Source organism: Xanthobacter sp. BG11Y11_SDJG (assembly GCF_057364445.1).
Map to the genome: position 1 here is coordinate 1 of NZ_JBNFNU010000101.1, position 12,125 is coordinate 12,125.

The following is a 12,125-nucleotide window of genomic DNA, read 5'->3' on the forward strand; positions in this document are numbered from 1 at the left end:
CGAGGCGCGGCGGCTCGGGAGGGCTGCGCCGGCGCTCCGCCCCGAGAAAAGCAAAGGGGACATCGCGCCCCGCGGAGGCGGCCACCATCAGGCCCAAGGCGATCCGCCTCAGGAGCTTCGTCCGCGGCCGGGGACGGGCGGAGGACACGGTTCGGAGATCGAGCGCGGTGGTCATGGCGTCACCGTCGCCGGAAATGCTTAAATAGCAGTTAACCTTAACATGGCGACTACTTGGACGGTATAAGTATTCATACTTCGTTTACTATTGTGGTGCGCCGGTGCTTGAGGTAGCGGGCGGTGGCGTGCGTCCGGCTACGGCGCGGCCGCAGAATGAGAAGTTGTTTCTTGTCAGCTGGTTGCGGCGAGTGAGGGGGCGGCTCGGTGCGCCCCGCAGCGGTGCGGGCGGGGCCGGGTCGCCGTCGCTCTCGGTGCAAACGCGTGTGGTGCTTGGGTTCGCAGTGTGGCGTCGGCGCCACCAAGTATTCAGGTTTGTTTATTATCGGGTTGGCGTCCGGCGGGCGGCCCGGCATGGCCCGGCGCACCGTGTGCCCATAACCAAAAGGGCCGGGGCTCCGGGCCTTTGCGCCCGGAGCCCCCCGGCCGATCGATCACTTCAAGACTGAGAACGCGGTCCGACCCGCCTCAGGGCAAGGGTCGCGCGGGCTCTACCGCCGCACGCCCTGCTGCATGCGCTCGCGGAAGGTCTGCGGGCTCATCAGTGAGGCGGTGTCCCACTGGTCCGGCGATTCGGGGCCGGAATGGAACGGCCCCTCGTTGAACTGCCAGACGACGATCTGCGGCGGGGCGCGCTGGAAGTCGGGCGTCGCCAGGAACTGGAGCAGAGTCGCGTAGGGCCCCACATTGCCCGGCTGCCAGGTGAGGGAGACCGGCCGGTCGATGACGCTGGAGAGCTTCTGCGGGAAGCCGAGATAGGGCTGGACGAAGCTGTTGCCCACCACGTGCACCGGCGCCGGGCCGGAGCCGAGCAGGCCGCCGCCGCTCTGGCCGGAGGCGCGCACGGTGAACAGGTCCGGGCCCACCTGGCGCTGCTGCTCGGGCGTGAGGAAGCGCTGGGCGAGGTCGCCGAGATTGCGCTGGGTGACCCACTGGCCGAGCTTGTCGCCGGTGCCCGGCTGGCCGCCGAGGCGCGGGAACTTCTGCTTGATGAGCTGGCCCACGGCGTCCGCGGCCGCCTCGGCCGCCCAGGCGGTCCAGTGATAGTCGGCGCGGTAGAAGGCGGTCTGCTTGCCGGTCTCCACCGACTTCAGCGCCGGACGCAGGTCCAGCGTCTCGATCCCGGCCTGCCGCAGCTGGCCGAGGATATAGTCGTACTGGCCCTCGATCTGGGGCGAAAGGCGCGTGCCGTCCGGCAGGTTGGCGGCATAGGAGCGCGCCTTGAGCGGCACCACGGGCACGATGAGGGCGATGTTGCGCCCGGCGAGCGCGGCCTTGGTGTCGGCGATCAGGCCGACCACCTTGTCGATGCCCGGCTTGTCGAGCGTGGTCAGGCTCTCCCAGCCGGGGAACAGCCATCCGCCCTTGCCGATGATGACGGTGTTCTGCGCCTGGGCCGGCGCGGCGAAGGACGCGGCGACGATGAGGCTCGCGGCGGCGGCGCCGAAGGCGCGCCGGGTGAGGGCGCTGGGGCGCAGGGGGGGCAGCGTCATTTCTCGTCTCCCAGGAAGCGGCGCTCGGCCTCGGTCAGGGGGTAGGTCAGGGTGCGGACCGGCAGCTCCCACACCACCAGGCGCGTGCCGTCCAGGACATGGGGATTGTCGAGCAGGATCTCCAGCATGGCGCCGGCGAATGCGCCGCCCTCGCGGCTCTTCTGGCCCACCTCGCGCGAGAGCGCGGCGGCGAGGAAGTCCGGGAAGCCCGAGCGCAGCGAGAAGGAGGTGCCGATGAGCACCACGCTCGGCGGCGGCACGTCGTCCAGCAGCCCGCCCGAGCGGATGATGCGGCTCGAGACCTCGCCTTGCATGTCCGGCGCCGGGCCGGACCAGGTGTAGGAGCGGTTGAGGCCCGACAGGGTCATCAGGTCGCCGATGCGCGGCTGGGGCGGCCCCTGCGTCAGCTCCACCTTCTCCGCGCCGGGGCCGAGGCGCGCGGTGATGGCGGCGGCGAGCTTGCCGGCGGCGTAGCGCGCGCCCTCCACGTTCCAGTGGGTGTCGGTGCGCAGATAGCCGTCGGCGGGGAAGCCGGTGATCACGTCCACCTGCTGGAGGCCGAGGTCGGCGGTTCCCGCGCGCCAGGCGGCGAGGCGGCCTGCGCCTGGCGCGACACCGGCAGGCCGCAGCGGCCGTCGCGCGAGACCGAGATCTTGTCGGGAACCGGCATCACCAGCATCTCGACGCCGCGCGCCTTCATCGCGTCGCGGACCTTGGCGGCGATCTTGAGCCGTGCCGCGAGATTGGCGTCGCCGCCCTTCTGGAAGGCGATCTCCTCGGTGATGAAGAGCCAGCCCGGGCAGCCGGCGCGCACCTGCGGCCCGGCATCGTCGAGCACCAGATAGGTGAGGCCCGCCATCAGCCCGTCGAGGGTCGGCGTGCCCGGCAGGGCGCCCACCACCTGCTTATCCAGCACGGCGGTGACGCGGCCGTCGATGAGGTTCTTGCCGTGGGCGGCGGCCCGCACAGGCTCGAAAGCGGGGCCGGCAAGGTGCGCCACCACGAAGCCGAAGCCCGGAAAGATCAGGGCGAAGAAGCCGAGGGTGGCGATGGTGCGGAACAGGTCTGCCATGCGCTCCCCCTCTAGAACTGGAAATAGAGGAAGGGGACGACCGTGCGCCCCTGCAGCACCCACACCGCGAACAGGAACAGCGGCAGCGCGCTCACGGCGCGCAGCGTGTGGCCGGGCTCGGGGGCGGACGGGTCGATGCGCAGCACCTTCGGCAAATAGATGAGGGCGATGCCGACGACGAAGGTCATGATCTCCACCGGCCGCAGCACCGCGCCCATGCCGGGCGAGAGGCCGATGCCGTGATTGCCCAGCAGGCCGCTGGTCATCAGGCCGGCCTCGGCCCAGCTCTGGGAGCGGAACAGGATCCAGCCGAGATTGATGAAGACGATCGCCAGGATGTGGCCGACCAAAGGCGGCACCTTGGGCCACCCCGACACGTCCCACAGCTTCTCGAACACCAAGGCCGCGCCGTGCCACAGGCCCCACACCATGTAGGTCCAGCTCGCGCCGTGCCACAGGCCGCCGAGCCCCATGGTGATGAGCAGGTTGGCGCACACCCGCGGCAGCTTGGCCCGGCTGCCGCCGAGCGGGATGAACAGATAGTCGCGCAGCCAGGACGACAGCGAGATGTGCCAGCGCCGCCAGAAGTCGCCGATGGACGTGCACAGATAGGGATTGTCGAAGTTTTCGGGGAACTTCAGACCCACCATCAGGCCGAGGCCGATGGCCATGGCGCTGTAGCCGGCGAAGTCGAAATAGAGCTGCAGCGAATAGCCGACGATGGAGACGATCACGTCCACGGTGGAAGGGTCGGGCAGGTGGTAGCCGGCATCCACCACCGGCGCGAGCGTGTCGGCGATGAGCACCTTCATGGCGAAGCCCATCATGAAGCGCTCGACGCCGAACATGAATTCGGCGCGGTGGAAGGTGCGCTCCTTGAGCCGCTCCGCCACCCACTTGTAGCGCACCACCGGCCCGGCCACGAGGTGGCCGAACATGGACTGATAGGTGGCGTAGTTGATGAACGAGGGCTCCGCCGGCACCGTGCGCCGGTAGACGTCCATGGAATAGGAGATGGCGCCGAACACGAAGAAGCTGAGGCCGATGGGCAGCAGCACGTCGGCCCACCAGGCGGTGGTGGCGGGACCCAGCACGTCGGCGGAGTGCACCAGCATGTTGGCGTACTTGAACCAGACCAGCGAGGCGAGCGGCCAGGCGATGCCCACCAGCAGGGCGCGGTGGCGCTCCGGCTCCTCGGCGCGCGCGATCCACAGGCCGGTGAGCCAGGACCACACGGCAATCGAGACGATGAGGGGCAGGAAGTCCACCCGCCACCAGGCATAGAACAGCCAGGAGAAGGCGAGGATGCACACATTGCGCAGGCCGGCCGGGCTCAGCGCATAGGCGATGAGGAAGGCGGGCAGGAACAGGAACAGGAAGCTGTCCGAAGCGAAGACCATGCCGGCGCCGTCAGTTCGCGGTGCCGCGATAGGGTTCCGTTTCGTCCCGCTGCCCCTTGAGGACGAGACCCGAAGGCTCTTGCACCAGGAACAGGCTGAAATTGTCCCCGGCCTTCAGCGGCGGCAGCTTGAGCGCCGCCGTCGTGGCGCCGCCGCAGCGCCCGGCAAGGCTCGCCTCGATGGGATTGATGACGCGCTGGCGGGTGCCGAAGGTGGCCACGTCCTCGAACACGGTCGGGCCGTCCACCACCGCCACGGCGCCGGCGCAGCCGGGCGCGAAATTGTAGAAGCGCAGCTGCGCCTTCAGATCGTTCCGGCCCTCGGTGGAGTCGGAGATGATGAGCGCCGGCGCGCCGTCGGGCGGGATCACCACCGTGGAAAAGCCGTCCGCCGCGGGGACCAGGTCCCCGGTCACCGGCTTGCCATCCCGCGTCAGCGCGAGCGGAACACCGCCCTTCACGATGCGGAACAGGGTCGCCACCTCGCCGTCGGCCGCCTTGGCCGCGGGGCCGGTGCCGAAGCTGAAGCTGGCGGGCGTTCCGGAGAGGTCCACCACGCGCACGAAGGCCGATCCCGGCGGGGGCTTCGGGGCGTAGAGGCGGGCCACCTCGCCCGCCGCGCGCACGCCGGTCGCCAGCGTGGGCGCGGCCAGAACAACGGCGGCGAGGAGGAGGGCGAAACGTCCGGTCGAGCGCATCGGTGAACCTTCAGGGCGGCGCGCCGGGGAGCGGCCCGTCGCGCATGGCGGCCTGGCTCCCTTCCTTCGCGGCGCGCGGCCCCGGAACTGCCGCTCCGCTGCCGGCCTGATCGGTGCACCATGGGATGGGAGAACGCTGAACAAGGTCGAGGCGCCGCTCGCGCCTGCATTCCGTGCTCTAGGGCGCAAATGCGGGCATTGCAACAGCCGCGGCCATCACAGCGCCGCCAGATGCGCGGATTGCGCCGTATTCCAGGTGCCCCACGCGCCCGCCGGAGCCGGTCCCCGCCATCGGCGGCGCGGCCTCGGCCGGCCCGCGAATGCGGTTCCGGCGGCGTGTTGCACCCCCCGCGCGGAGTTTCACGTCGCGTTAAACATGATTGCAGGTCGTTCGCCCCGGCGCCGTCCGAGCCGGGGCGCGGCCACGCTGCGGCGCGGGCGTTGTCCTCTTCAGGAGGCCGGCTTGGCGTCGCGGAACGGCTTGAGGAAGTCGCTGCCCCGAAGGGAGGGATGGCAGCGTTCGTACGGGTGGGGAAAATAGACATTGGCGCCGAGCGCCGCCGCCGCATGCCAAGCCCAGCGAGGATTGTAGAGCATGCCGCGGCCGAGGGCGACGAGGTCCGCCTTGCTCCCGCTTACGATCCCCTCCGCTTGGGCGGGCTCAATGATGAGGCCCACCGCGATGGTCGCAATGCCGGCCTCGGCGCGGATGCGCTCGGCGAGCGGCACCTGGTAACCCGGCCCGATAGGGATTTTCTGTTCCGGCGTGCTCCCGCCGCTCGATGCGCAGACATAGTCGCAGCCGCGCGCCTTCAGCTGCTGCGCGAACACTACCGATTCCTCGATTGTCCAACCGCCATCGGTCCAGTCGGTGGATGTGATTCGCACCCCGAGCGGCCGGTCCGCCGGCCACGCCGCGCGTACCGCGTCGAAGACTTCGAGCGGGAAGCGCATGCGTCCTTCGAGTGCGCCGCCATAGGCATCGGTTCGGGCATTGGCGAGCGGCGTCAGGAAGGAATGCAGCAGGTAGCCGTGGGCGTTGTGGATCTCGAGCAGGTCGAAGTCGAGCGCTGCCGCTCGGCGAGCCGCTGCTGCGAAGGCGTCGCGGATCTCGGCCAGTTCGTCGACGCTCAAGGCATTGGGCACCGGCCGGCCCGGATAGGCGATGGGCGAGGCGCTCTTGAGCTGCCACCCGCCATTGCTCTCGTCGAGGGCGATCTGCTTCTCCCACGGCACTGAGACCGAGCCCTTGCGTCCGGCGTGGGCGAGCTGCATGCCCATCGAGGCGCCACCATGGCGCCGGCAGAAGGCCAGGGCCGCCCGCAGCGGGGCGATGTGGTCGTCCGACCAGATGCCGAGGCAGGCGCTGGAAACGCGCCCTGCCGGCTCCACCGCCGTGGCCTCGGTGATGACGAGGCCGGCGCCGGACACGGCAAGATGGCCGAGATGAACCAGGTGCCAATCGGTGGCGAACCCTTCGGGCGTCGCCGAATATTGCCCCATGGGCGACACTACGATGCGGTTCGGCAGTTCCAGGCCGCGCATTCGGAAGGGCGAGAAGAGAACCGGCTCAGTCATGGGCGTCCCTTGGGGCTGTTGTGGTCCGTGCGCAGAGGCCCCTCCCGCGCGCGGCGTTCAGCGCTTCAGGCGTCGAGCGTGAGATCGGACGTGGGCACCGCGCGGCAGGTGAAGCACAGGCTCTCGTCCAGGCCGGCGACCTCGGACAGATGGGCGATCCGGCCCGAGACGACGCCGACCGCGCAGCTCTCGCACTGGCCGACGCGGCAGCCGTTCGGCAGATCGAGCCCGCCGGCTTCGGCGCAGGCGAGGATGGTGCCCATCTCCGGCGTCCAGTCCATGGACCGGCCCGAGCGGGCGAAGACGATGCGGTGGGTCCCGCCGGGAATGGCACCGATGGCTTCCCCGCTCCAGAAGCGCTCCTGAAAGATCTCGAAGCGCGGCACGCCGCGCGCCAGCAGCCCACTCGTCACCTGTTGCATCATGGCGTCTGGCCCGCACAGGTAGAATCGGGCGCGGGCGGTGATCAGCGCGTCGTCGACGGCCGCGTCCGTGATCCGGCCTACGGCATCGGGCTTGTCTCCCGGCGTCGGGCTGGAGAGATGCCGGCGCACGGCGAGGTTGGGCAGCCGCGCCGCCAGCGCCTTCAGCTCCGCCCCGAATGCCTCGGAAGCGCCGTCCCGACTGCCGTAATGGAGAACTACGCACGGCTCGCCGGGGGCGCCCGTGAGCGTCCGCAGATAGGAAACGAAGGGCGTGATGCCGACGCCGGCGGCCACCAGCACCACCGGAAACTCGTTCTGCAGGGGCAGCGCGAACAGGCCGCCGGGCGCTTGGCACTCGACCTCGTCGCCCGGCGCGAGGCCTGACACCAGCGGCGAGAACGCGCCGCCTTCGAGCCTCCGCACCGTCACCTCGTAGGCGGCGGGCGCCGGATCGGCCGCCGAGGACAGCGAATAGGAGCGCGCCAGCCCGCCGCAATGGAGCGTGAGGTGCTGGCCCGGCCTGAAACCGGGCAGGCTCCCGCCGTCGCAGGGCGCGAGGCGCAGGGTGACGACGCCGTCGCACTCTGCCCACCGCGCGGCGACGCGGAAGGCGCGCCGGCCGATCCAGGCGCCGACGCTCTCTCGCGCCACCTCGCAGGCGAAGGAGCGTAGGCCCGGCGCGCCGCTCACCGGGTCTCCGTCGGAATTGGCGATCAGGTTATTGTAGTTGGAGCCCTCCGGGTCGCCTGCCACGCTTCCCGGCAAACCGAGGTCCGGGCAGGCCTGCCACCAGCCATAGTCCGCCACCACGGTTCCCGGCTGCACCGAGGCGTCGATCCGCGCCTTGAGGCGCGCGCTGCCGACGCGGCTCGTCAGGCGCACCCGGTCGCCGCCGGAAATGCCGCGGTCGGCGGCCGTCTCTGGGTTGAGGCTTGCTTCCGGCTCCGGCACCCGCCGACGCAGGGCGACGATGTCGCGGTGTTGGGAGTGGCAGAAATTGCCTCGGTTGCCGGTGGTGAGCACCAGCGGGAAGGGCGCCGTGGTGCGCTCGGCCGGAGGGGTGAAGCCGGGCACCGGGTCATAGCCGTGCCGCAGCAGCAGCTCGGAATAGATTTCCACCCGCTTCGTCTGCGTGGCGAAGCCCGTCTCTCGGTACTTGCGTGGGCGCCATGCCAGCGGGTGGCGGATGCCTTCCGGGCTCTTGCGCAGGTCGTCGATGGTAAGCCCGATGGGCTCCAGCACGTGGTTCCATCCCGCCTCGACATTGCCTCCGAAGAAAGCTTCTCCCAGGCCGAGGCGGGTGGCGAGGTCGAACACGATGTCGAGGTCCGAGCGCGCGCTTCCCAGGGGCTCGACCATGCGCGGGCGCAGCTGCACCAGTTCTTCCGCCTCTTGAGTGATCTCGAACCCGACGCGCAGGCTCTCGCGCTCCCAGGCGCTCGCCACCGGCAAGACGATGTCGGCGAAGTCCGCCGTCGGGTTCAGGAACAGGTCGCTATGAACTTGGAATTCCAGCGCCGCGAGCGCCGCCCGCGAGCGCGCGGGATCGGGGTGCGAGACCAGGATGTTGGAGCCGAAGCCGACCAGCGCCCGCACGCGGTAGGGCTCGCCCTCTAGGATCGCCCGGTGCAGGTCGCGAGACGTGATCCAGCCGTTGCGCTGCGGACCGAGCGGATGCGCAGTGAGGCCGAGCGCCTTGGCGCGCTGTTCCGGCGCGAGCAGCGACGGCGGATTGATGCCGTGCACCGGGTGCTTGGCGAACAGTACGTTGCCGCCGGGGGCGTCGAAGCAGCCGGTCAGCGCATGGAGCGTGGCGACGGCACGGTCGGTCTGGGTGGCGTTGGTGTGCTGGCCGATGCCGGTCCAGCCGTAATAGCTCACCGCCGTCGCTTCGGCGAAGGCGTCCGCGATCGCCTCCAGGTGAGCGGGCGAAACGCCGGTCTCCGCGGCGACTCGATCCGGCATGAAGGGGTCCAATGCGGCGCGGTAGTGGGTGAAGGCGGTGCGACAGGCGCGGGTTCCGCCGGGCGTCTCCACCGCGCGTGCGGCTTCGAGGTCGGGCGACTCGACTAGATCGGCCGGCACGACGGCGCCGGATTCGGCATCGACCACGACGTAGGCGTCCGCATCGGCCCATCCGAGGTCGGCGCCGCGCAGGAAATGGCCGGTGTCGTCTCGCACCAGGAACGGGGCGTTGGTCCAGCGGGCGACGAATTCCCGGTCGAAGGCGCCGCGCGCCATCAGCAGCCGCGCGATGCCAAGAGCCAGCGCACCGTCCGTTCCCGGCCGGACCGGGCACCAGATGTCGGCGCCCGAGGCGCTGCCCGAACGGTGGGGATCTATCACCACCAGTTTCGCCCCGCGCGCCTGCGCATCGCCGATGGCCGAGGCCTGCGCGAGCCAGGAATTGGCGGGATCGTGCCCCCAGAGGACGATCAGGTCGCTGTTGCGATAGTCGGGCGTGGGCAGGCCGACGCCGAAGGTGAAGGCGTGGCCGTAATCCTTGTGCCAGTTGCACATCTCCACGGCGAAGCAGTTGTTCGGGCTGCCGAACAAACGCACGAAGCGTTGGAGCCAGTCGGTGCTGTCGGAGATCGGGCTGGAGCTTTGGGAGGTGATGGCGAAGGCGACGCTCTCCGGCCCGCTCTCCGCCCGCATCGCATCGAGGCGCCCGGCGATCTCGGCCATGGCTTCGTCCCAGCCGATGGCGCGCCAGCCCGGATCGGCCGCGCCCTTCGGCGCGGTGCGGCGCAGCGGCACGGTGAGTCGGCGCGCGTGGTGAGCGATCTCCGGAGCCGCCCGCCCCTTCGGGCAGATCGCCTGCCCAGTGGGATGGGTGCGGTCCGGCCGCACCTCAATGAGGCGCCCGTTCTCCACTACGTTGAGCGTGCCGCAACGCGAGCGGCACAGCGCACAGAAGCCCGGCTTCACCTCCATGGCGCCGTCCCGCCGGCCGCGAGCCGGTCCCTACACATCCACATAAGCGACGCCTTCCATGATGCGGCGGGCCGTGCGCCCGAATGCGGCGCGGGTGACGCGCGGCGCGCCATTGCAAAGGGCAACCTCCGCTTCCGCCTCCACCACGCCGGCGGGATGGCCGATGCGGATCGGCGCGCCCGGCGCCACAGTGCGCACCACCTCGGCGGCGATGCTGCCGGGGAGCTGCGCTGCGACCCCGGTGCAAGCGATGGAGGTCGCGGCATAGCTGGGATGAACCCGCTCCAGGAAGATCAGCCGGGCGGCGAGGTCCATATCCTGCGCCGCGATTTCGCGCCCGTCCGGCGCGCGCGGTAGGGGGCGGGCGGGCCGGCGATCACCACCATGGGCGTGACACGGCTGTCGGTGCGCGCCTTGGCCGGATCATCCACCAGCCCGAAGCGGAAGGCCGCCTCGCCGCGTACCTGCTCCAATTGCTCCACGAGCCCGGGCCGGCCGTGGATCGCCTCAAGGCTCTCGGCGCCCGAAAGGCCGAAATCGGCGGCCCGCACGATGACATGCGGATTGGCGAGGTCGACGAGCGAGACCTCGATCGTTCCCAGCCCTCGGACCGCCATCTCCTCCCGCACGCGCCCGGTGGGGAGAAGGGCGCCGCTGGCGGCGCCAGCGGTGTCGGAGAAATCCACCAGGATCCTGGCACCGGACCCCGGAACGCCGGGAATAGCGTAGTCGCCCGCTTCCGCGGCCCGTCCATCGACCACCGGCACCTCAACGGTGATCACCCGGCGCAGATTGGTGTTGAAGATGCGCACCGACGTCAAGGCATGCCTCGGGGTGACTAGGCCGCGCTGCACAGCATGGAGCCCCACCGCCGAGACGATGTTGCCGCACGGGCTCGCATAGTCGACCGCTGCGCGCTCCAGCTCCACCTGTCCAAATGTGTATGTGACGTCGGCGCTCGCCGGTCCGCCGGGCGCGATCAGCGCCAGCTTGCTGGTGAGCGGATCGCCGCCGCCAAGCCCGTTCACCTGGCGACGGTCGGGCGAGCCGAACACCGCGAGAATGACGCGCTGCCGTTCGTCGTCGTCGTCGGGAAGGTCGGCCGCGTCCAGGAACACGCCCTTGCTCGTGCCGCCCCGCATCAGCGCGCAGCGAAGCTCGCGAAACATCGTTTCTTCCTCCCCGCGCGCTTCCCGCTCTGGTCGCGATCGGTTATCGTCCGTTTTCACAGAACATAGTTCTGCAATATGGAACAGTCGAGAGGGAACGATGCGCAGGAGAGAATTCCTTTTGGGTGCGGCCGCCGTGTGCGTCCTTCCGGACCCCGGCTTCGCCGCGGCCTATCCCGATCGCCCGGTTCGGGTGGTGGTGGCCTTCGCCGCGGGCGGCGGCACGGACCTCATCGGGCGCACCGTGGCGCAGCGCCTGCAGGCGGTGCTGGGACAGCCGTTCGTGGTGGAGAACCGGGGCGGGGCAGGCGGCAACATCGGCACTGACCTTATCGCCAAGGCGCCAGCAGACGGCTATTCGCTGCTGCTGGGATACAGCTCCAACTTCGTCATCAGCCCGTTCCTCTACGAAGACCTCGCCTACAAGCCGCTGAAGGACTTCGCGCCGATCTCGCTGGTGGCGACCGCCACCAACATCCTCGCCGCGCATCCCTCTTTGCCGGCGAGCAACCTGAAGGAGCTGCAGGCCTACGCCAAGGCCAACCCGCGCAAGACCTATTTCGGCACCGCCGGTGTCGGCACGCTCGGCCATCTCACCGGCGAATTGTTTTCCTCGGTGGCGGGGGTCGAGATCGTCCACGCGCCCTACAAGGGCAACAGCGCCGCCCTCACCGACCTGCTCGCCGGCCGCGTGCAGCTGTTCGCCGGCTCGCCGGCCGTGGTGATGGAGTTCGTCCGCAACGGGCGGCTCAATGCGCTCGCGGTCGCCAGCCCGCAGCGCGAGCCGGGCATGCCCGAGATTCCCACGTTCATCGAGCAGGGGTTCGCCGTGGAGGCGCTCGCGTGGTTCGGCCTGCTCACGCCCGCCGGCACCCCGGCAGGCGTGATCGACACGCTCAACAAGGCGGTCGTCACCGCTCTCGACGACAAGGAAGTGAAGGAGAGCTTTGCGAAGCTCGGCTACGAGGTGCGCACCAGCACACCCGCAGTCTTTGCCGACTTCATCCGCGCCGATTACGACCGGTGGCGGAAGGTGATCAAGGCGGCAGGTATCAAGGCCGAGTAGAGGTTCAGTTCCCCGTCGCCGCGGCGGATGACGGGGCGCCGACGCCCCAGTCGGCCAGCACGTCGGCCGCATCGCAGCCGAGCGGGCCCATGGCGCGAGCCACGCGGCCCGGCG

General features: G+C 70.1%; 6 protein-coding genes and 2 pseudogenes. 1 reads left to right on the forward strand and 7 read right to left on the reverse strand.

All coding sequences use genetic code 11. The annotated features are described in order from the left end of the window. Positions 1-665: 665 nt before the first annotated feature. The 7 genes and pseudogenes from AC2W7M_RS10735 to AC2W7M_RS10765 all read right to left on the reverse strand — a co-directional run bounded on the left by AC2W7M_RS10735 (position 666) and on the right by AC2W7M_RS10765 (position 10,945). The gene (locus tag AC2W7M_RS10735; RefSeq protein WP_486132322.1) at positions 666-1,667 is read right to left on the reverse strand and encodes an alginate O-acetyltransferase AlgX-related protein; all 1,002 of its coding nucleotides are present in this window, start codon (positions 1,665-1,667) and stop codon (positions 666-668) included. Beyond that, positions 1,664-2,739: pseudogene (locus AC2W7M_RS10740) on the reverse strand (alginate O-acetyltransferase AlgX-related protein). Before AC2W7M_RS10740 ends, AC2W7M_RS10735 begins: the two are co-directional and overlap by 4 nt. A gap of 11 nt (positions 2,740-2,750) precedes the next feature. Then, on the reverse strand, positions 2,751-4,139 hold the full coding sequence (locus tag AC2W7M_RS10745; protein WP_486132324.1) for an MBOAT family O-acyltransferase: 1,389 nt from the start codon (positions 4,137-4,139) through the stop codon (positions 2,751-2,753). A gap of 10 nt (positions 4,140-4,149) precedes the next feature. Next, positions 4,150-4,836 carry an alginate O-acetyltransferase AlgF gene (locus tag AC2W7M_RS10750; protein ID WP_486132326.1) on the reverse strand — a complete coding sequence of 229 codons (687 nt, stop codon included), beginning with the start codon at positions 4,834-4,836 and terminating at the stop codon, positions 4,150-4,152. A gap of 450 nt (positions 4,837-5,286) precedes the next feature. Next, a complete protein-coding gene (locus tag AC2W7M_RS10755) occupies positions 5,287-6,414 on the reverse strand; it encodes an NADH:flavin oxidoreductase/NADH oxidase (RefSeq protein ID WP_486132327.1) in 1,128 nt (375 codons plus the stop codon). 65 nt (positions 6,415-6,479) lie between these two features. Then, positions 6,480-9,776, reverse strand: coding sequence for a molybdopterin-dependent oxidoreductase (locus tag AC2W7M_RS10760; protein WP_486132329.1), 3,297 nt, complete (start codon positions 9,774-9,776; stop codon positions 6,480-6,482). 30 nt (positions 9,777-9,806) lie between these two features. Next, positions 9,807-10,945: pseudogene (locus AC2W7M_RS10765) on the reverse strand (PrpF domain-containing protein). Between the two features lie 136 nt (positions 10,946-11,081). On the opposite strand from AC2W7M_RS10765, the gene AC2W7M_RS10770 reads away from it, so the two are divergent. Beyond that, positions 11,082-12,011, forward strand: a complete 930-nt coding sequence (locus AC2W7M_RS10770; protein ID WP_486132331.1) for a Bug family tripartite tricarboxylate transporter substrate binding protein — start codon at positions 11,082-11,084, stop codon at positions 12,009-12,011. Positions 12,012-12,125 lie beyond the last annotated feature (114 nt).